This window comes from Bacterioplanoides pacificum (assembly GCF_042648445.1).
Classification (GTDB): domain Bacteria; phylum Pseudomonadota; class Gammaproteobacteria; order Pseudomonadales; family Oceanobacteraceae; genus Bacterioplanoides; species Bacterioplanoides pacificum.
Genome location: NZ_JBHRYB010000001.1, coordinates 189,709 through 208,510 on the forward strand (window position 1 = coordinate 189,709; position 18,802 = coordinate 208,510).

Genomic DNA, 18,802 nt, shown 5'->3' on the forward strand with positions numbered 1-18,802 from the left:
TGACGGCTAATAAAAACGGCTGCCTGTGGCAGCCGTCAAACGTTCCGTTAAGTGATCATACAGTCAGGCGGAAGCGGGTAATAAACGGTGCAGCTCAGGAGGAACCTGAGCCAGATCCCAGAGAAAGCTGTCGAGCCGGAAGGTGGCGCTGCGGATTTGTTCTTCGATGCGTAACAGTTCCTGGCTGAGCTGTTGGTAACGCTCCTGGCGTTTGACCGCCGCCAGTGCCTGGCGCACCTTATCCGGGTCACTGCCGACATAACGACGCTTACGTTTGCCGTTTTTCTGCGGCTCGATCAGATACAGATAACGCCCCTGATGCCAGGACGCACTGGCCTCGATCCGGGATAAGCCGGCAATCTGCTGTTGTTCGGTTAATAAATGGGTACGCAGTACTTTCAGCTGTTCCAGCTGGTCGCGGATACGTTCGATTTTATCACCCAACTGATGCTGGTCGGCCAGTTGTGGTAACAGGATCTGTTGTTGCGACAGATCGGTCAGTGTCATCATATAACCACGAAAACGGCCATCGCTGCTGGGAATACGGGTGGCCGAGATCTGTACCCAGTGTTGTTGACGGTTACGGCTGATCAGGCGGCTGGAAAAGCGCCCGTGATCGCTGCTGGCGGCCAGTCGCTGTTGCAGAAAATCGGCGTCATCGGCAGGCATCAGCTCGGCCAGGGTTTTGCCGGTCAGCTCAGCAGCACTATAACCACTGAGACGCACCAGATATGGATTCATATAAGTGATATGGCCAGCGGCATTAATGACTAACATGCCGTCTTCGGCCTGTTCCACCAGCGATTCGTAACAACGGCTGCGTTGTTCGCGGTTGCAGGTAGTGATATCCGGAATGAGGTTGTGTTGCTCGTCTGGCTGAAATGAAACCGGTACTTCCATATCCGGATCGTATTGACTGAGCAGGTTAATCAGATCGGCTGCCCGCATAATAAGTTCCTCCTTGAAGCTGTCATAACGCGACACTGGAGCGCATCATGCGGCAGTTTTGTCGTCCAGGCAAGCCTTGCCTGCCCGGAGCTGGCAGCCTGGTTCAGGGTTGCTGCAGAAAACGGCGGCAATCCTGTGCGGTTTGTTGTGGCAGTTCTTCCATCGGCAGGTGACCACAGTTGTGGTACATAATTCGCTGGCAATCCGGCAGCTGCTGTTCGAATTTTGTGGCATGAGCCGGCGGAATCCAGCCGTCCTGTTTGCCCCACATTACCAGCGTGGGCTGTGATATCTGCGGCAGATAGGAAGTGTCGAAACCGATGTTATTGCGGATAAAGGCCACCACTGCGGCTCCGGCGCGGCGGTTGCCGGGGCGGTGCATCAGGTCGTAATAGCGGTTCCGTATGCTGTCGTCGAGCCGTTGTGGCTGAGCGTAGGTGCTGTCCACCATGGAATGCACCAGCTTACGTGGCAGCGGACTCTGGCTCATCGGCCAGCCTACCAGCGGCAGGCCCATGGCGATCAGGGTAGCCGGTGGCACAAAAAAGAAGCCGGCACTGTCGATTAAGATCAGTTTGTCGACTTTGTGCGGGAAACGATGAGCGAATTCATAACTCATCCAGCCACCCAGCGAGTTGCCGGCGAGGTAGCAGTGGTCGATGCCAAGAGCATCGGTAAAACGATTGAGAAAATCACTGTACAGCTGTTTACGCATGCCATCCGGATGGGGGCCGGTAATACCGAAGTTCGGCAGATCAAGGCTGATGACCCGGTAGTCATCACTCAGTTGTGTTGTCCATTCCTGCCAGGTGTGTAACGACGAAAAAATGCCGTGCAGGCATAACAACACCGGCCCGTCACCGACGTCGCGGTAATGAACGCTGAGGCCGTCGATGTCGATAAAACGTGAGTCCGGCAGACAATGACGTTGTTTCACTTGCTGCAGCGGTAACTGCCAGCGTTCTTTGCTGAGCAGGTCGGTAAACTGATTCCAGTAGGCATAAAACATAAGCGGCTCCATCACAATGGCCGGTTATTCTGCCAGTCTGGTGGCCGGGTAACAGGGGCGATGCAGCCGAAAAAAACAAAAAAGCGGCCAGAATGACCGCAAAAAATGCAAATACCACCTGGTGACGTGGCGGCATTTGCCGGGGCTGCCAGCGGGCGCAAGTCCGCTGGCAATCTGGCGGGCGTCAGACGCCCAGAGTGTGGCGCAGGTGTTCGTTAAGGAAACGACCGTCCGGGTCCATTTCTTTACGCACCCGCAGGAAGTCGTCAAAGCGGTCGTAACGTGCGGCAAATTCTTTCGCCGCCAGGGTGTGAATTTTGCCCCAGTGTGGACGACCGTCGTACTTCCAGAAAATCGGTTCGATCGCGGCAAAGTACTTTTTGTAGTCTTTGTCGTGGAAGTTATGGCAGCTGATGGCAAAACCATCACGCTGATAAAACGGGCTTAACCAGACATCATCACCTTTGATGTAACGGGCTTCGATGGGGAAAATCACCGGGATGTTTTTCTGCTTGATGGTCTGCAGAATTTCGCGCAGACACTGAGGCCCGACTTCTGCCGGCACGGTATATTCCATCTCGTTAAAACGGATGTCGCGCAGGTTGCCGAAAATTTCCCAGGACTTGCCATAACGGGTTTCCGGCTCAACACCACCGGCACCGAAGTTCACCAGCCAGCTGCGGGCAAACGGCATATAGTCGATCAGGTTGGACATCATACGGAAAGCTTCATAAGCGTCGCCACTGGGTTCCGCCTGGTTTTCCGGAATGTCGGCCGGATCAACTTTGTCGATGGCGATGCCCAGCATGTAATCGCTGTGTGGCAGGGCGTACATTTCGTAATGACGGTGGGAATCACGCAATTCTTCCGCGCGTTCCAGGCCTTCCTGCTCCGACATCATCCAGCTGTGTTCTTTCAGGTGATAGGCTTTATCGGTTTTAATCCGCGCCTTGGTCATGATGCCCAGCGCGCCGAGGTTATTACCGGCGGCGTGGAACAAGTCGCTGTTCTGGTCGGCCGAACATTCGATGATTTCACCGGCGGCATTGGCAATACGCATCTGTGTGACGTGGGTCGACAGAGTGCCCAGATCTTTACCGGTACCGTGGGTGGAGGTCGCCAGGGCGCCACCTAATGCCTGGGTGTCAATATCGGACATGTTGATGGTCGACATGCCGTGATCCCACAGCTTCCGGCCAATCTGTGACAGCCGGGTGCCGGCCCAGACGTCGGCTTCCATGGTTTCCGGATTGATGTTTTCCAGGCCGCGTAAGCGGGCCAGCGATAATAAGGTCTGATCGGTTGGTACCAGGCCAGAGAAACTGTGGCCGGAGCCGACTGAGCGGATGTTCTGGCTGGCGTTGCGAATGGCGTCCAGCAGCTGTTCTTCACTGCGCGGGACCAGACGTTCATTGGGTTGACAACTCTGGTTGCCCGACCAGTTACTCCAGGGTAATACCCGTTTGCCGTCTTTACCAACGACTCCAATTGGCGCCTTGGCCTGGGGTTGGCTGGAACAGGCGCTGGTACCACCGGCTAATAAACCGGCCCCGGCCGCTTTTAACAGGTTGCGTCGGCTCAGGGGGATGCGGTCGAAATTCATATTATTTTTCCTCGGCCATATAACGGATCAGGTCTTCCATGTCTTCGGCGCTGCATTCAACACAGGTGCCCATGGCTGGCATGTTGCCGATGCCGGTGATGGCATTATTCACCAGGTTTTCCATGCCTTTATCCAGCCGCTCCTGCCATTCGTCGGTAAAGGCCTGGGGAGCGCCCGAAGCTTCGACCGCGTGACAGGCGGTGCAATAAAGGTCGTACAGTTCAACCGTGTAGTCGTCGGTTGCCTGGGAGAGTGGGCTGAGCGTGCACAGCAGCAGGAGCAGATAGTTACGCATGGTTCACTTTGCCGTTGGTTATGTCGGTTTTTATCAGTTGTTTTTATTGATGTTGCTAAACGGTGTCAGATTACCTAAAACGGAACCATCGTACAAATAAGTTTTTGTGATCCCGCTATCAGTTAACCGCCGCGGTTTTATGCGTGCCGGGTTGGGATTGCCGTTGTGGTCGTTGTTTTGGCTGTGGCTCTGGTGTTTGCTGTTGCTTTCGCTGTGCTTGTGACCGCGGTTGCAGCGCCGGCAGCCGGAATGGCTGCAGCTGGTATTTGGAGCGGACGCTGAGTGGTTGTTGCCACAGTTGCTGATAAAGGTACTGACGGGCGCTGACCAGCTCAATGTCCTGTGCCGCCAGAGTGGGCAATACCTGCTCCAGATGGTGCAGGGTTTGTGGATAGGGATGACCGATGGCAACTGCCATGCCGCGCTGTTTCGCCAGCTGAATGGCTTTCCGGAACTGGTGAGCGATGGCCTGAGGTTCGGTACTGTGATCCAGAAATACGTCGCGTTTCAGGCTGGGCAGATGGGCTTGTTGCGCTTGTTGCGCCGCAATACTGCGGGCAGTGGTCAGGCTGTCGACAAAAAACAATCCCTGCTGCTGTAACGTCCTCATCACCTGGCGCATAGCCCTGGGATTTTCCGTCAGTTCACTGCCCATATGGTTGTTGACGCCGCTGACGTGGGGAATGGCGCTGATGTTGTCGACTAACACCTGATGCCATTGTTGTGGCGTCATCTCGCTGGTCAGTGCGCCGGGCCCGAGTTTGGCGTTGTTTTTATTCGCCATCGGCGCGTGCAGCATAATGCCATGTCCGGCCTGGTGGGCTTTCTCGGCCAGCCGGCTGGCAAACGGTGTGTGTGGTAAAAATGCCAGGTTCAGTGGTCCGGGCAGGTCGACGGTACGCTGCCCCAGCTGACGGTTATTGCCGATGTCGTCGATGATCAGAATCAGTTTGGCCGTTGGCTGAGCAGCCGCCAGTGGGCTGAGCAATAAGCAAAAGGCAGAGCATAACAGCGTATTGAATAACGAACCGGGGCGCATTAACGGGCGCCCCGGCTGACAGTTGTTGCGGGTGTGAGCTTGACTCATGGCTGGGCTGTCTGACTCCGTGCCAGGGTATCGGCGTCTTCGTTATGCTCAGGCTGTGAACGACTGGCTGAGGTTTTGCCGGAGTTCGGTGACAGAATGGTCACGCCACGCAACAGGGTATGGGCTTCGTACAGCTGGAAGTCCTGTTTCAGCAGTTCGTTCGGACCTATGGTGCCATCCTGGTCTGGCTGACTGTCTTCGCTGGCCTGGTTGTCGTCCTGTTCCGGATTCTTCAGGTGGCCCGGCAGGTCGGATTCTTTATAAAAGCGATTTTCGTAGGTTTTCACTTCACTCTGTTCCACCCGGATGTCCGGCTCAATCCCCTGGGCCTGGATCGAGCGGCCGTTGGGGGTGAAATACCGGGCGGTGGTCAGTTTGATGGCGCTGTCTTCGGTGATTGGCAACACACTTTGTACCGAGCCTTTGCCAAATGAGCGGGTCCCGACAATCACGGCGCGTTTATGATCTTGCAGGGCGCCGGCAACAATTTCGGAGGCGGAGGCTGAACCACCATTCACCAGCACCACGACCGGGATATCGCGCGCCGCGGTTTGTTTGGTCGCGGAAAAACGCAGCTCTGAGTTGGCTGCCCGGCCTTCGGTGTAAACGATCAGGCCTTCATCGATAAAGGCATCGGTGACTTCCACAGCCGCATCTAACACCCCGCCGGGGTTGTTGCGTAAGTCCAGGATCAGACCGTTCAGCGGCTCTTCGGCATGGGTCCAGGTTTCAATTGCGGCCGTTAATTCCGGGCCGGTTTTTTCCTGAAACTGGGTAATGCGCACATAGCCGATGCCACCACTGAGGGTTTCGGTGCGCACACTGGCGACTTTGATTTCGGCGCGTTGCAGGGTGAAACTGAGCAGCTCTTTTTCATTTTTACGGCGTACTTCCAGGGTAATTTCACTGCCGGGTTCACCACGCATGCGGTCGATGGCATCACTCAGGGTCATGCCCATGACGGCCTCACCGTCGAGGGTGACAATCAGGTCGCCACTCTGGATGCCGGCTTTTTGTGCCGGAGTATCATCGATTGGGGTAACCACCCGGATCAGGCCGTCTTCCATACCGACTTCAATACCCAGACCTCCAAATTTACCGGAGGTATTTTCCTGCAGATCGGTAAAGGCTTCCGGCTGCAGGTAGGCTGAATGTGGATCGAGGGAGGTCAGCATGCCATTGATGGCGTATTCCAGCAGCGTGGTGTCGTCGACTTCTTCGACGTAGGCGCTGCGGATGCGTTCAAACACTTCAGTGAAGTTGCGCAGTTCACGCAGTGGCAGTGGTGCCGGAGCTGAGCTGATTTCTTCGCTAACGGGTTGTTCGGCCAGGGCCGCCGGAGAAATGGCCAGGCTAAGCAGCAGCGCCGGAAGTAAACGAAGGGAAATAACAGAAGACATGAAAAACGCTAACTCTGATAAATAGATGTTGGATTCTGAAGAATGGCATAAAAGCCTGCCATTGAAAAACCTTGGCTACCGCGAGCGTGCTGATTCAGCGCCGCCGCAGCCAGGCAGCCGGGTCTTTTGGCCGGCCCTGATGACGAATTTCGAAATACAGGTTGGCGCGGCCACTGTCCTGACTGATGCCGGATAAGGCCAGTACATCGCCCTGATTGACCCAGGCGCCAACGTCGTAAAATAACGTCTGGTTATGGGCGTACAGGCTTAAATACCCTTCGCCGTGGTCAATGATGGTTAATAAACCAAAGCCGCGCAGCCAGTCAGCAAAAACCACCCGGCCGTGGTGGACGGCGCGGACTTTCTGGCCTTCGTGAGTGCTGATCAGCCAGCCGTTCCAGCGCGCATGCTGATCGCGCTGATTGCCAAAGGCTTTAAGGATACGGCCGCTGGCCGGACGGGGGAGTTTACCGCGCATGGCACGAAACGGTCGTTCGTCGTTTTTACGGGGACTGTTGCTCAGCAGTGTCTGCACTTCGTTTAACAGTTGTTCCAGCCGGCGGCGGTTGGCCTGCTTGCGCTTCAGCTGTGATTCTTTGCTGTTCAGCTGCTGGCTGAGACTGGCGAGTAATTTTTTCTGTTCGGCTTTACGGGCGGTTAAACGGCGGTTTTGTTGCAGCAAACGGCTTTCGGTCTGTTGCAGTTGCTGCTCCTGAGCCACGACCTGTTCGGCGATGGTTTCCAGCCGTTGCAACTCGGCAATCAGCTGGCGGATATGGTTAATACGGGCCTGATTAAAATAATCGAAATAACGCATCATACGTTGTAACTGCTGCGGATCATCCTGATTGAGCAGCAGTTTCAGTGGCCCCTGGTCGCCCAGCTGGTGCGCGGCGCGTACCTGTTCAGCCAGATGCTGGTGGTGTTGCTTACGGATGTGACGGAGCTGGCTCTGCTCCTGGCGGAGCTTTTTTAGGCGGGCCTGCTCCTCCTTCAGCTCAGTACGGGTGGTTTCTACCTGTTTTAACAGCTCAGCGATTTCCAGATCGGATGTGCGTAACGCCTTATCCAGCTCACTGTATTCGTCCTTGGCGTTGCTGAGCCATTGCTCCAGTTTGTGAATTTCCTGCTTCAGCGCTTCCAGGCGCTGTTCATCACTGGCGCTGGCGGCTGCCGGCCATAACAGGCACAGCAGCAGAGTGGCCGTTGCCGCAAAACATGACTTGGCGTTTAACATCCTGGTCGTCATCCCGGGTGTGGTTTCAGGAGAAATCAATCAGTGGTTTGCCGGTCATTTCTGCCGGTTGCTGCAGATTCATCATCGCCAGCAGTGTGGGCGCCACGTCACACAGACGGCCTGGCTCTAATGTCAGTGGCTGCTGCCGGCCATGGACATAAATCATATCCACCGGACCGGTGGTGTGTTGAGTCATCGGCCGGCCCTGGTCGTCGACCATCATTTCGGCGTTGCCGTGATCGGCGGTGATTAAACATTCGCCGCCGACTTCCAGTAACGCGTCGGTGACTCGTTTGATGCTGGCATCAATCGCTTCGGCGGCTTTTAATGTCGCTTCGTAAGAGCCGGTATGGCCGACCATATCGCCGTTGGCGTAGTTACAGACAATCAGGTCGTAGTCACCTGATTTAATTGCCGCAACCAGTTTGTCGGTCACTTCCGGAGCACTCATTTCCGGCTGTAAATCGTAGGTGGCGACATCCGGTGACTGGATCAGTTCACGGCTTTCACCATCGTACAGCGCTTCGCGGCCGCCGGAGAAAAAGAAGGTCACGTGAGCGTATTTTTCTGTTTCAGCAATACGCAGCTGCTTCAGGCCGAGATTGGCAACGTATTCGCCCAGGCCATTGACCAGTGCCTGAGGTGGGTAAGCGCAGTTCGCCGGAATGGTGGCGGCGTATTCAGTCATCATCACAAAATCTGACAACTTCGGTGTCAGGTTACGTTCGAAGCCGCTGAAATCATCGCCTTCGACAAAGGCGCGGGTCAGTTCCCGGGCGCGGTCCGGACGGAAGTTAAAGAAGATAATGCTGTCGCCGTCTTTTACCTGAGCATCGGCCTCACCAATAATGGTGGCCTGCACAAATTCATCGTTTTCGTCGCGGGCATAAGCGGCGTTTAATGCCTCAATACCGGTGCTGGCCGTAAACGGCGCTTTGCCTTCGGTCATGGCGACATAACTTTGCTCGATACGTTCCCAGCGGTTGTCACGGTCCATCGCATAAAAGCGGCCGATCAGGCTGGCCAGTTTGCCGTTGCCGAGTTCCGCCAGTTTGTTTTCGATCAGTTGAATGGACGGTTCGGCCGAGCGTGGTGGCATATCGCGGCCATCGAGAATGCCGTGTACATTGCTGCGTTTGACACCCCGTGCTTTGGCCATCTCCAGCAAGGCAACCAGATGGTCTTCATGGCTGTGAACACCACCGGGCGATAACAGGCCAACAAAATGGACCGCGCCGTCGGCGGCGATGGCTTTATCCATGGCGGCAGCCAGTGCGTCGTTCTGTTGCAGCTGGTTATCGGCAATGGCTTTGTTGATGCGGGTGTAGTTCTGATACACGATCCGGCCGGCACCCAGATTCATATGGCCCACTTCGGAGTTGCCCATCTGGCCGTCGGGTAAACCGACCGCGGCGCCGGAAGTTTGCATCAGGGCGTTCGGGTATTGCTCCAGCAGGCGATCCCAGGTGGGCGTGGGGGCGTTGGCAATCGCATTGTGTTCGGTTTCTTCACGATGGCCCCAGCCATCCAGAATGATCAGTGCTGTTGGAGTAGGACGTGACGTCATGCAAACAAACTCAATTGAAGTGAACGAAAGTCGCGCATTGTACCTAAATTGCTCAGCTTCGGCATCTTCCGCCATCACCTTGCTGACACTAAGCCGGCCGGCGAGGAGCACAACCGGGTTGTAATTGCCGCACATCATCGCCATTAACGGATATTAACCGCTGATCGGTGGCTGACTGTGGAGCCAAACCGGGCGGAGCGCTATACTGCGCGCTCATTTTTCGCTGTGGTGCTGGTAGCGGTGTTTTTGCACGGTTGTCATATCCCGGTCATTTAACCGATTAACGATATAGGTCTCTTATGGATCAGCTTTTTGAATTCATTGGTAATCACTGGTGGTTAGTAGGTATCTGGGGTGTCTTCCTGGCTGCTTTGCTGTGGGATAACAACCGGCGTGCCGGCCAGTCTGTGTCGACGGCGCAGGCCACTCAGCTGATCAATAAAGAAGACGCTGTGGTACTGGATATCCGCGATAAAGCCGATTTTGGTGCCGGCCACCTGGCCAATGCGATCAATATCCCTTATGCCAGCCTGGCAACTCGCATGAACGAGTTATCGGCTCATAAAGACAAACCCATCATCCTGGTGTGCAAAACCGGTCAGACGGTCAGCATGGCGGGCAAAATGTTGCGTGAAAAAGGCTACAACGCAGTACGCCTGAGCGGTGGCATGATGGAGTGGAACGCACAAAACCTGCCGCTAGTGAAATAACAGGTTTTAACAATAACGATTAAGGAATCATGACAATGGCAGAGAACCAAGCTCAGTTTGCGCTGCAACGTATTTACATCAAAGACGCCTCGTTTGAAGCGCCGAACGCTCCGGCTTCATTCACTAAAGAGTGGAAACCTGAAATCAAGCTGGACCTCAACTCCGGTGCCCGTAAACTGGACGAGCAGCACTTTGAAGTCAGCGTGAAAGTAACGGTAACGGCGACTAACGCTGATGAAACGGCATTTCTGGTAGAGCTGGAGCAGGCTGGTCTGTTCACTATGGCGAATATCCCGGAAGAGCAACTGAAGCCAATGCTGGGTGCTATGTGTCCGAATATTCTGTTCCCGTACCTGCGTGAAAGCATCGACAGCCTGGTGGTTAAAGGTGGCTTCCCGGCACTGATGCTGGCACCGGTTAACTTTGATGCTCTGTACCAGCAACGGCTGCAGCAGGAGCAACAAAAAGCCGCTGAACAGGCTCAGGCCGAAGGTTCTGAAACCATTCAGTAAGATTGCTTCCAGACATAAAAAAACCGCTGAGCGACGCCATCGCTCAGCGGTTTTTTATGTCGTCTTCAGCTGCTGGCGCCGTCATAACCTATCTGGCGCCAGGCCTCGTACACCATCACAGACACGCAGTTCGACAGGTTCATACTGCGGCTGTCGGCCATCATAGGTAACCGTAACCAGTGTTCATGCGGAAACTGCAGGCGTACGTCTTCGGGTAAGCCACGGGTTTCCGGACCAAACATCAGATAATCGCCCTGTTTAAAACCGACATCCGAATGGGTGGTTTTTCCTTTGGTGGTCAGACAATACAGAGTTGATGGTGCCTCGCTTGCCATAAAGGCGGCGAAGTCCTTGTGAATGCGGACCTCAGCCCATTCGTGGTAGTCCAGCCCGGCGCGGCGCAATGCCTTTTCTTCCATATTAAAACCCAGTGGTTCAATCAGGTGTAACTGACAGCCGGTATTGGCGCATAAACGTATGATATTACCGGTGTTGGGCGGGATTTCAGGCTCGAACAAAACGATATTAAACATGGGGTCAGGTCAACAACTGAGCGGAATGAGACCGCCATTATAGTCAGGACTGGACGGTAAGACTATGTGAGCCAAAAGCTGGTCTACACTTAGGTCAGTTAACACCGGTATTGAGGATTGGCATGCGCTGGCCCTGGCAGAAACACACCACAACTCAACAGCGTTGTCTCGGCATTGAGCTTCACAACGGTCAGGCTTTCGCCGTGTTGCGCGATGTTCATGGCGTGACCGAGCGGTTTTTGCCTCAAGCTGAACACCAGGGGCTGGAACCTCTGGCGCTGTGGCTGAAGCAGCTGCGCCGGCAACAACCGGGTCTGCAACAATTGCCGGTGACGATTTCACTTGATCATAACGATTATGAGCTGCATCTGTTAGAAGCACCGCGGGTGCCGGATGACGAGCTCAGCGATGCGTTGCGCTTCCGGGTCAAAGATATGGTGTCACAGCCGATTGAAACTCTGGTGGTGCAGGCGTTCCGGTTGCCGCAAGACGCCTATCGCGGGCGGCTGGATATGGCGTTTGCGGCGGTTATCGAACGGGTGCGTATTCGCCAGCTGGTCGACTGGTGTGAACAGCAGCAGTTGTTATTACAACACATCACCATTCCTGAACTGAGCATTCTGCAGCTGGTGGCTGAGCTGGAACCGGAAACCAGCGTCGGCGTGTTACGGCTGGATCAGAGCGCCGGTGATTTCTATCTGTTTCTCGATGGCGGTCTGTATATGACCCGCAGTATTGGTGTTGGTAGCGACGATCTGGGATTACAACCACCGACAGACGGTGAATTTGAACTGGAAAGCCACAGCCGGCTGGAGACCCTGGCGCTGGAGATTCAGCGCTCAATGGATTATTTCGAAAGCCAGCTGGGGATGGGCAGTGTCGGCCAGATCTGGGTCATGGTGCCCGACGGTGCTGAACTGGATGTGCTGTTACCTGATCTGGAGCAGGCGGTGAATACCCCGATCCGGACTCTGGCGCTCGACAGCCTGTTTAACCGCATGGCAGCACCGGCGACGTTAACCGCCTCGCTGGCAACCGCACTGGGAGGGAGCTTGTGCTATGAGCTGGCAGGTTAAACAGCAGATTAATTTTTTCAGCGACGAGTTTCGTCCACCGCAGTTGCCGGCGGAGGTGGCTACCTTATTGCAGGCGCTGGCCGGCAGCGTGGCACTGGTGCTGCTGTTGACCGTGCTGGCACTGGGCTACACGCGTTGGCAAAGTGCTCGTCTGGCGGATGCCGAGGAGCAGGCCGGGCAATTACAGCAACAGCTTGATCAGCTGCTGGCAGCCCGGCCACCACTGAGTCGTGATGCCGGACTGCAGCGTCAGCAACAGCAGGCGGTGGCGGCGTTACAGGCCAGTCGCCAGGTATTGAGTTACCTGACTCAGGGCAAGCTGCAACGCAGCCAGTCGTTTTCGGATCAGGTAGAGCAGCTGGGACAGCAGAATATCCGTGGCGTGTGGTTACAGCGTTTTCGTATCAGCAGTGATGGCGTCAGGCTGCAGGGGTATCTCGATCAGCCACAGAAACTATCCGCTTATATCGCCAGCCTGGTGCAGCGCCCGGCCTATCAGGGAGTGGCGTTCCGACATGTTGATGTGCAAAAAAATGACCACCAGAACGGCCTGATATTTGAGCTCGACAGCCGCCCTTCGCCGGACGATACACAAACGGCCGAACAGCAGGCTTCCGGGCTGCGCCAGATTGATCGCCTGAAAACCCTGATGGCGGGAGAAAAATCATGACCAGCTGGTGGCAGCAGCCCAGAGCCGCGGCGCTGATTCAGCAGTATCTCAATCTGAACCCACGTGAGCGCTGGCTGACGTTAATCACGCTGAGCTTATTGTTGTTGCTGCTTGGCAGCTGGCTGCTGGCGGAGCCTTTGTGGCGTGATGGCTGGCAGCGGCAACAGCAGGCGCAACAGCGTCAGCAGGAAAACCAGCAGCTGCAGCAACGGCTAAGCCAATTACAGAACACACCTGTGGTGGATCCGAATCAGGTGTTACGTGATGAACTGGAGTTATTACGCAGTGAGCATCAGGCGATTGAACAACGTATTGCCAGCCTGACCGATGCCCTGGTGTCACCGCAGCAGATGGTCGTGGTACTGGAGCAGATGTTAACCCAGGACAGCCGGTTGAAAATTACCGGGCTGGTGACACTGCCGCAAGAAGAAATATTGCTCGGTGAAAGCGAACCCCGGGCGCGTTTATATAAGCACCGGTTAAGAATCACCCTGAGCGCCAGTTATCCCGCGTTGCTGGCCTACCTGCAACGACTGGATACGCTGAAATGGCGCTTGTATTGGCAGCTGCTGGATTATCAGGTGGAGCAATACCCGCGTGGTGAGGTCACGCTGGAGGTGTACACCCTGAGCAGCCGTGAAGATGTATTAGGAGGCTGATATGGCGAGAATGTTTAACCCCTTAATGATGGCCCTCCTGACTCTGTTTATGGCAGTCGGCGTGCAGGCAGCTGATCCGACCCGGCCACCGGCCTGGTTACAGCGAGGAACGGCAGTGGCTCCGGTGCTTGCGCCAAGGTCGTATGTATTACAACAGATCCTGATTCAGGGTGAACGCCGCCGGGCGGTGATCAATGGCCGGTTATTACAACCGGGTGACACCATTGATGACGCCCGTGTGGTGGCGGTTAATCCGACAAATGTGACGCTGAAAACCGCGCGCCAACAGCTGACTATTTCGTTGGCGGGCAGCAGTGCGGTGAAACTAACCACAACGGGCAGCAAGGCAGACTGATTTTATGACGATGGATATCAAGGTGTTCCGCCCGCAAACATTGGCTCATACAGCCGCTTACCGCCGCGGCATCGCCTGGTTGCTGAGTGCCTGGCTGCTGACTGGCTGTGCCACAAGCGGACCGCAGCCAAAGTCCGGCGAGGCGCAAAAAACGGAAAAAGCCGTGTTATTAACGGCCGACGAGGTACCGCGCACTGCTCGTTTGTTCGACCCGCAACAGTTATTACCGGCACTGGATAATGGCCGGGGGGATGAGGTACAACGCTTTGATGTGTCGGCGCGGCAGGTACCGGCGCAGGCATTTTTTGCCAGCCTGGTGGACGGCACCGATCAGAATCTGGTGATACACCCCCAGGTCAGTGGCGAAATTTCACTGAATATTAAAAATGTGACGCTGGCTGAAGCCCTGGCCGCGGTGCGGGATATTTATGGTTATGATTTTGTTGTATCCGACTACGGTATTCAGATTTTACCAAGCCAGCAACAAACCCGGATTTATCCGATTAATTACCTCAACGTAAAACGTAAAGGTAATTCCGGCATGCGGGTCAGCAGTGGTCAGGTCAGTAGCACGACCACCAATAATAACAGCAACAGTAATAATAACCGCAGCAGTCAGAGCACTACACAAACGGTGAATACCGCCCGGGTGGACACGGAATCCGGCAGTGATTTCTGGAGCAATCTGCGCGCCACTCTGGAGATGATGATCAGTGCCGAGGCGGATGCTCAGGTGGTGGTGGATGCGCATGCCGGGATGGTCATTGCCAAGGGATTACCGAAAACCCTGAACACCATTAAAACCTATCTTGACCGGGCGGAACTGAGTGTACAGAAACAGGTTCTGATCGAAGCTAAAATTGTGGAAGTCACATTAAATGATGGTTTTCAGTCGGGAATTAACTGGAATACGTTATCGGCGCGCAGTAACCGTAATTCCTGGGATGGCGCGCTGAGTTCCGAAGCACTCTTTAACGAAGACCGCATCGCCGGTATTTTTTCACTGAACTTTAATGTTGGTGATTTCGCCGGAGCGTTACAGCTGCTGGAAACTCAGGGTGACGTTAAGGTGTTATCCAGTCCGCGTATTGCCACGGTTAATAATCAGAAAGCGGTGATTAAAGTGGGCAGTGATGAGTTTTTTGTGACAGAAGTGACCAATAACACCACAACCTCAACCACGGGGACAACTGAAGCTCCGGAAATTGAACTGACGCCATTTTTCTCCGGCATCGCTCTGGATGTGACCCCTCAGGTGGGGGAAACCGACGAGGTCATTCTGCACGTTCATCCCACGGTAACGGAAGTGGAAGAACGTATTAAAACCATTGAACTAGGCAGCAGCGATTACAACTTACCGCTGGCTTTCAGCCGGGTGCGGGAAACCGACTCCATCGTTAAAGCCCGTTCCGGACAAATTGTGGTTATTGGTGGCCTGATGCAGAACCGCCAGGAAGTCATTACTGCCGGGTTACCTTTGTTAAAAGATATTCCACTACTGGGGTGGTTGTTCCGTCAGGAACGCAAGCAGGTGCTGCAAAGTGAACTGGTTATTTTATTGCAACCACGGGTTACCGGCTCCGGCATCTCGCAGCAGCAGATTGAGCAGTTAAATCAACGTTATTCCGATGTGTTATTACAGGAGGGATGATGGAAGCACTGCAACTGGCGGATGCCTGCTCACGTTATTACGGCCTGGCCCGGACGCCGTTCGGACTGACGCCGGATACGGGGTTTTATGTCGATTTACCCAGTCAGCAACAGGCGTTTTCAATGCTGCAGTTTGCACTGGCATCCGGTGAAGGTTTTATCAAAGTCAGTGGCGAAGTCGGTACCGGCAAAACCCTGCTGTGCCGGCGCCTGTTAAACAGCCTGGAGCAACAGGGAGTGCGCACTGCGTATATTCCGAACCCGGCAGTGGATACTGAAGCCTTGTGGCATTTAATCGCCGCGGAATTTGAACTGGATGCCAGCACCCTCGACCAGACCCGGTTACGTGCGGCGGTCGAACAGTTTTTATTAACTCAGGCGCAGCGGCAACAGGCGGTGGTGTTAATTATCGATGAAGCGCAATCCATGCCGGACAATACTCTGGAAGCATTGCGGCTGATTTCTAACTTGGAAACGGAACAACAGAAGCTGATTCAGATCGTGTTATTTGGCCAGCCGGAACTGGATGAAAAACTGGCTCAGCCCCATTTACGCCAGTTGTATCAGCGTATTACCTCATCTGCCCGGCTTAAGCCGCTGACCGATCACAACAGTCTTGCTTTGTATCTGCAGCAGCGCATGTGTCTGGCAGGTTACACCGGTCTGCCGGCATTCAGTCATAAAGCCATTCGCCGTTTGTGGCAGGCCACCCGCGGAGTGCCACGGCTGGTCAATATCATTGCCAATAAAGCACTGCTGGTGGGCTATGGTGCCGGGGTGCGTCAGCTGGAGGCGCAACATATTGAGCTGGCCATTGCCGATACCGAGTTTGCCTGCCCGCCTGATAAGCGCTTACCAGGCTGGCCTTATTTACTGATCGTTATTGTCATTGCGCTGGTGTGTTTATGAGTCTGGTGCATCAGGTATTAAAAGAGATCGACCAGCGTAGCGGGCAAACCCCGGATATTCCGCCAGCATTGCGTTATCCGCAACAAGAGTCTGTGTCTGTCGTTGGCTGGTCGCTGGCGCTGCTATTGCTGCTGATAATTTTGAGTGCAGCCTGGTATTTCTGGCCAGCGGCACCAGAAAAAACCGCGCCACCGGTGCCTCCCGGTCAGGTGGATGTGACCAAGCCGGGCGTGCTTAAGCAACCGTCGGTGGCGCCGCAGCAGGTGCGGCCGTTCAGCGAAACCCGGGTGGCTCCGCCACTGGTTAAAACCCTGAAAGAACCTCAGGTCAGCGCAGGCCAGACAACCGCGGCTGCTGAACAGCAAGCGGCGCTTGTGGTTGAACCTCAGCTAACCATTCATCGCCCGAATCAGCAGCTACAGCAGGATTATCTGCAGATCATCCGTGCTATGCGGGCTGCGGACTGGCCGCTGGCGGAGCAGTACAACAACGCGTTATTAACAAACGACAAGCTGACCAGTGCATTACGACAAAAAGCATTAACCAATAAAGCGCGGATTTTTCTTGAGCAGAAACGCTATGAAGAATTTAAACAGTTTTATTACAGCCAGCGCGATAATCAGAACGAACAATGGTTAGCAACCGTGGCTCCCGGGTTACACATTGTTGGTGCTTATAAAGAGGCGGTGGACAGTTATCGCCGGCTCAGTCAGCTGCAGCCAGGGGTGGCTAACTGGCCAATTGCGATGGCTGTTGCGCTGGAGCAGAACCAGCAGATTGACCCGGCACGGCAGGTTCTGGAAAACGTGTTACAGCAATATTCATTATCCGGGACTCAACAACGCTGGATAGAGCAAAAGCTTGCAAGGCCGAGGTAGCTGATGGAATCGCGAAAAAAAGTACGCGTTGGCGATTTATTAATGGAAAAAGGCCTGATCAGTGAAGAGCAGCTGATGCAGGCGTTAGCAGAACAGAAAAAAACCGGCAAAAAAATTGGTCGCGCTATTACCGATCTTGGCTATGTGCGTGAAGATCAGTTATTACAGGCGTTATCCGATTATTTTCACTACCCCTTTATTGAACTGGCGCGGTTTAAAATCCGTACTGAGCTGGTGCAGTTATTACCAGAAACCCAGGCACGACGGTTTCGTTCTGTGGTGTTAGCTGAAGAACAGGATGGGTTGTTGGTCGGTATGGCCGACCCGATGGATCTGATGACCATCGATGACCTGCAGCGAACTTTAAAAAAACCGGTACTGCCGGCCTTTGTTCGTGAGCAGGAACTATTGACGGTGCTCGACTCTGTGTATCGCCGTCAGGAGCAGATGGCCAGTATTGCCGGCGAGCTGGAAGGTGAACTACAAAGCAGCGACTTTGATATTTCCGAAATGGCGTTATCGTCCGATACCAGTGAAGCGCCGGTGGTACGGTTATTACAAAATCTGTTTGAGGATGCGGTTCAGGTTCAGGCGTCGGACATTCATATTGAACCGGAAGAAAATCAGCTGCGTATTCGTTTACGGGTAGACGGTGAATTGCAGGAGCAGGTGGTTAAAGAGCGGCGGGTAGCTTCGGCGCTGGTATCGCGGTTAAAAATTATGTCTGGCCTGGATATCTCAGAAAAACGTCTGCCACAGGATGGTCGTTTTAATATCCGTGTCAGTCAGCGCAGTATTGATGTGCGCCTGGCTACCATGCCGGTACAGTTTGGCGAGGCGGTGGTCATGCGTTTGCTGGACCAAAGCGCCGGTATTCTCAGTATGGAAGTGTTAGGAATGCCAGCGGAATTACGTCAGCGTTTTGATCATCTGATACATCGTCCACACGGACTGGTGCTGGTTACCGGGCCGACCGGTAGCGGTAAAACCACCACCCTGTACGCCGCATTAACATCGCTGAATACTGCGGAAAAGAAAATCATCACCGCAGAAGACCCGATTGAATATCGGTTGCCTCGTATTAATCAGGTGCAGGTTAATCCTAAAGTCGGGCTGGAATTTGCGACCGTATTGCGGGCGGCATTACGGCATGACCCGGACATTGTATTAGTAGGGGAAATGCGTGATCACGAAACCGCAGAAATCGGTTTGCGTGCCGCCATGACCGGCCATATGGTGTTATCGACATTACACACCAATGATTCCGCTTCCGCCGCAGCACGGTTGCTGGATATGGGGGTGGATCATTATCTGGTGGCTTCGTCCTTACGGGCGGTGGTTGCACAACGGTTAATCAAACGTTTATGCCCACACTGCCAGCAACCACATCAGCTGGAAGCACAGGAGAAGGCCTGGTTGCAGGGCATGGAGGCGGCGGCATGCAGCGACTCTTATCTCGAGGGGCGGGGTTGTCACCATTGTCATAACAGTGGTTACCACGGCCGTATTGGTATTTATGAATTGCTGGAAATCACTCCGGAATTATTAACCTGTTTGCGCCGTCAGGATGCTCAGGGCTTTGCCGAAGCTGCTGCCCGGGCGCCGGGGTTCCGGCCGCTGGCATTATCAGCGCTGGATTATGCACGTGCCGGAATTACCTCGCTGGATGAGGTGTTCCGGGTTGCCGCAACGCTGGAAGAATAG

General features: G+C 54.6%; 19 protein-coding genes. 10 read left to right on the forward strand and 9 right to left on the reverse strand.

Features of this window, described 5'->3' with window-relative positions:
• Nucleotides 1-63: 63 nt before the first annotated feature.
• The 8 genes from ACFOMG_RS00950 to gpmI all read right to left on the reverse strand — a co-directional run bounded on the left by ACFOMG_RS00950 (nucleotide 64) and on the right by gpmI (nucleotide 9,146).
• Entirely contained in the window at nucleotides 64-948 is an 885-nt protein-coding gene (locus tag ACFOMG_RS00950; protein ID WP_376864225.1) for a PAS domain S-box protein, read from the reverse strand.
• A gap of 103 nt (nucleotides 949-1,051) precedes the next feature.
• Complete coding sequence (locus ACFOMG_RS00955; protein ID WP_376864226.1) at nucleotides 1,052-1,957, reverse strand: alpha/beta fold hydrolase; 906 nt, start codon at nucleotides 1,955-1,957, stop codon at nucleotides 1,052-1,054.
• A gap of 184 nt (nucleotides 1,958-2,141) precedes the next feature.
• On the reverse strand, nucleotides 2,142-3,560 hold the full coding sequence (locus ACFOMG_RS00960) for a D-arabinono-1,4-lactone oxidase (protein ID WP_376864227.1): 1,419 nt from the start codon (nucleotides 3,558-3,560) through the stop codon (nucleotides 2,142-2,144).
• 1 nt (nucleotide 3,561) lies between these two features.
• Nucleotides 3,562-3,855, reverse strand: a complete 294-nt coding sequence (locus ACFOMG_RS00965) for a c-type cytochrome (RefSeq protein ID WP_376864228.1) — start codon at nucleotides 3,853-3,855, stop codon at nucleotides 3,562-3,564.
• Between the two features lie 118 nt (nucleotides 3,856-3,973).
• The gene (locus ACFOMG_RS00970; protein WP_376864229.1) at nucleotides 3,974-4,942 is read right to left on the reverse strand and encodes a divergent polysaccharide deacetylase family protein; all 969 of its coding nucleotides are present in this window, start codon (nucleotides 4,940-4,942) and stop codon (nucleotides 3,974-3,976) included.
• Nucleotides 4,939-6,342, reverse strand: coding sequence for a S41 family peptidase (locus ACFOMG_RS00975; protein WP_376864230.1), 1,404 nt, complete (start codon nucleotides 6,340-6,342; stop codon nucleotides 4,939-4,941). Before ACFOMG_RS00975 ends, ACFOMG_RS00970 begins: the two co-directional genes overlap by 4 nt.
• Before the next feature lie 94 nt (nucleotides 6,343-6,436).
• Nucleotides 6,437-7,591 (reverse strand): murein hydrolase activator EnvC family protein, encoded by a 1,155-nt coding sequence (locus ACFOMG_RS00980; protein WP_376864231.1) that lies wholly within the window; start codon nucleotides 7,589-7,591, stop codon nucleotides 6,437-6,439.
• Between the two features lie 13 nt (nucleotides 7,592-7,604).
• Nucleotides 7,605-9,146: a 2,3-bisphosphoglycerate-independent phosphoglycerate mutase gene (gene gpmI, locus ACFOMG_RS00985; RefSeq protein ID WP_376864232.1), complete on the reverse strand. Its 1,542-nt coding sequence runs from the start codon at nucleotides 9,144-9,146 to the stop codon at nucleotides 7,605-7,607.
• Nucleotides 9,147-9,445: 299 nt separating this feature from the next.
• Between gpmI and ACFOMG_RS00990 the strand changes: the two genes are divergently transcribed.
• The gene (locus ACFOMG_RS00990) at nucleotides 9,446-9,856 is read left to right on the forward strand and encodes a rhodanese-like domain-containing protein (RefSeq protein ID WP_376864233.1); all 411 of its coding nucleotides are present in this window, start codon (nucleotides 9,446-9,448) and stop codon (nucleotides 9,854-9,856) included.
• A 35-nt stretch (nucleotides 9,857-9,891) separates the two neighbouring features.
• Entirely contained in the window at nucleotides 9,892-10,368 is a 477-nt protein-coding gene (gene secB / locus ACFOMG_RS00995) for a protein-export chaperone SecB (protein ID WP_376864234.1), read from the forward strand.
• Nucleotides 10,369-10,433: 65 nt separating this feature from the next.
• Here secB and trmL read toward each other — a convergent pair whose 3' ends face one another.
• Nucleotides 10,434-10,901, reverse strand: coding sequence for a tRNA (uridine(34)/cytosine(34)/5-carboxymethylaminomethyluridine(34)-2'-O)-methyltransferase TrmL (trmL, locus tag ACFOMG_RS01000; protein ID WP_376864235.1), 468 nt, complete (start codon nucleotides 10,899-10,901; stop codon nucleotides 10,434-10,436).
• Between the two features lie 122 nt (nucleotides 10,902-11,023).
• On the opposite strand from trmL, the gene ACFOMG_RS01005 reads away from it, so the two are divergent.
• Genes ACFOMG_RS01005 through ACFOMG_RS01040 form a run of 8 tightly spaced genes read left to right on the forward strand, consistent with a single transcriptional unit; the run spans nucleotide 11,024 to nucleotide 18,802 of the window.
• On the forward strand, nucleotides 11,024-11,977 hold the full coding sequence (locus tag ACFOMG_RS01005; RefSeq protein ID WP_376864236.1) for a hypothetical protein: 954 nt from the start codon (nucleotides 11,024-11,026) through the stop codon (nucleotides 11,975-11,977).
• Nucleotides 11,961-12,647: a PilN domain-containing protein gene (locus ACFOMG_RS01010; RefSeq protein WP_376864237.1), complete on the forward strand. Its 687-nt coding sequence runs from the start codon at nucleotides 11,961-11,963 to the stop codon at nucleotides 12,645-12,647. The genes ACFOMG_RS01005 and ACFOMG_RS01010 overlap by 17 nt, the downstream gene beginning before the upstream one ends.
• On the forward strand, nucleotides 12,644-13,306 hold the full coding sequence (locus ACFOMG_RS01015) for a hypothetical protein (RefSeq protein ID WP_376864238.1): 663 nt from the start codon (nucleotides 12,644-12,646) through the stop codon (nucleotides 13,304-13,306). Before ACFOMG_RS01010 ends, ACFOMG_RS01015 begins: the two co-directional genes overlap by 4 nt.
• A 1-nt stretch (nucleotide 13,307) precedes the next feature.
• On the forward strand, nucleotides 13,308-13,661 hold the full coding sequence (locus tag ACFOMG_RS01020; protein WP_376864239.1) for a hypothetical protein: 354 nt from the start codon (nucleotides 13,308-13,310) through the stop codon (nucleotides 13,659-13,661).
• Nucleotides 13,662-13,665: 4 nt separating this feature from the next.
• Nucleotides 13,666-15,312 carry a pilus (MSHA type) biogenesis protein MshL gene (mshL, locus tag ACFOMG_RS01025; protein WP_376864240.1) on the forward strand — a complete coding sequence of 549 codons (1,647 nt, stop codon included), beginning with the start codon at nucleotides 13,666-13,668 and terminating at the stop codon, nucleotides 15,310-15,312.
• Entirely contained in the window at nucleotides 15,312-16,220 is a 909-nt protein-coding gene (locus tag ACFOMG_RS01030) for an ExeA family protein (protein WP_376864241.1), read from the forward strand. The genes mshL and ACFOMG_RS01030 overlap by 1 nt, the downstream gene beginning before the upstream one ends.
• Nucleotides 16,217-17,098 (forward strand): tetratricopeptide repeat protein, encoded by an 882-nt coding sequence (locus ACFOMG_RS01035; RefSeq protein ID WP_376864242.1) that lies wholly within the window; start codon nucleotides 16,217-16,219, stop codon nucleotides 17,096-17,098. The genes ACFOMG_RS01030 and ACFOMG_RS01035 overlap by 4 nt, the downstream gene beginning before the upstream one ends.
• Before the next feature lie 3 nt (nucleotides 17,099-17,101).
• The gene (locus ACFOMG_RS01040; protein WP_376864243.1) at nucleotides 17,102-18,802 is read left to right on the forward strand and encodes a GspE/PulE family protein; all 1,701 of its coding nucleotides are present in this window, start codon (nucleotides 17,102-17,104) and stop codon (nucleotides 18,800-18,802) included.

What these genes read in the sequence shown, in the direction of transcription:
- ACFOMG_RS00950 (WP_376864225.1), bottom strand. Translation starts at nt 948, where the DNA reads ATGCGGGCAGCCGATCTGATTAACCTGCTCAGTCAATACGATCCGGAT.
- ACFOMG_RS00955 (WP_376864226.1), bottom strand. Translation starts at nt 1,957, where the DNA reads ATGTTTTATGCCTACTGGAATCAGTTTACCGACCTGCTCAGCAAAGAA.
- ACFOMG_RS00960 (WP_376864227.1), bottom strand. Translation starts at nt 3,560, where the DNA reads ATGAATTTCGACCGCATCCCCCTGAGCCGACGCAACCTGTTAAAAGCG.
- ACFOMG_RS00965 (WP_376864228.1), bottom strand. Translation starts at nt 3,855, where the DNA reads ATGCGTAACTATCTGCTCCTGCTGCTGTGCACGCTCAGCCCACTCTCC.
- ACFOMG_RS00970 (WP_376864229.1), bottom strand. Translation starts at nt 4,942, where the DNA reads ATGAGTCAAGCTCACACCCGCAACAACTGTCAGCCGGGGCGCCCGTTA.
- ACFOMG_RS00975 (WP_376864230.1), bottom strand. Translation starts at nt 6,342, where the DNA reads ATGTCTTCTGTTATTTCCCTTCGTTTACTTCCGGCGCTGCTGCTTAGC.
- ACFOMG_RS00980 (WP_376864231.1), bottom strand. Translation starts at nt 7,591, where the DNA reads ATGACGACCAGGATGTTAAACGCCAAGTCATGTTTTGCGGCAACGGCC.
- gpmI (WP_376864232.1), bottom strand. Translation starts at nt 9,146, where the DNA reads ATGACGTCACGTCCTACTCCAACAGCACTGATCATTCTGGATGGCTGG.
- ACFOMG_RS00990 (WP_376864233.1), top strand. Translation starts at nt 9,446, where the DNA reads ATGGATCAGCTTTTTGAATTCATTGGTAATCACTGGTGGTTAGTAGGT.
- secB (WP_376864234.1), top strand. Translation starts at nt 9,892, where the DNA reads ATGGCAGAGAACCAAGCTCAGTTTGCGCTGCAACGTATTTACATCAAA.
- trmL (WP_376864235.1), bottom strand. Translation starts at nt 10,901, where the DNA reads ATGTTTAATATCGTTTTGTTCGAGCCTGAAATCCCGCCCAACACCGGT.
- ACFOMG_RS01005 (WP_376864236.1), top strand. Translation starts at nt 11,024, where the DNA reads ATGCGCTGGCCCTGGCAGAAACACACCACAACTCAACAGCGTTGTCTC.
- ACFOMG_RS01010 (WP_376864237.1), top strand. Translation starts at nt 11,961, where the DNA reads ATGAGCTGGCAGGTTAAACAGCAGATTAATTTTTTCAGCGACGAGTTT.
- ACFOMG_RS01015 (WP_376864238.1), top strand. Translation starts at nt 12,644, where the DNA reads ATGACCAGCTGGTGGCAGCAGCCCAGAGCCGCGGCGCTGATTCAGCAG.
- ACFOMG_RS01020 (WP_376864239.1), top strand. Translation starts at nt 13,308, where the DNA reads ATGGCGAGAATGTTTAACCCCTTAATGATGGCCCTCCTGACTCTGTTT.
- mshL (WP_376864240.1), top strand. Translation starts at nt 13,666, where the DNA reads ATGACGATGGATATCAAGGTGTTCCGCCCGCAAACATTGGCTCATACA.
- ACFOMG_RS01030 (WP_376864241.1), top strand. Translation starts at nt 15,312, where the DNA reads ATGGAAGCACTGCAACTGGCGGATGCCTGCTCACGTTATTACGGCCTG.
- ACFOMG_RS01035 (WP_376864242.1), top strand. Translation starts at nt 16,217, where the DNA reads ATGAGTCTGGTGCATCAGGTATTAAAAGAGATCGACCAGCGTAGCGGG.
- ACFOMG_RS01040 (WP_376864243.1), top strand. Translation starts at nt 17,102, where the DNA reads ATGGAATCGCGAAAAAAAGTACGCGTTGGCGATTTATTAATGGAAAAA.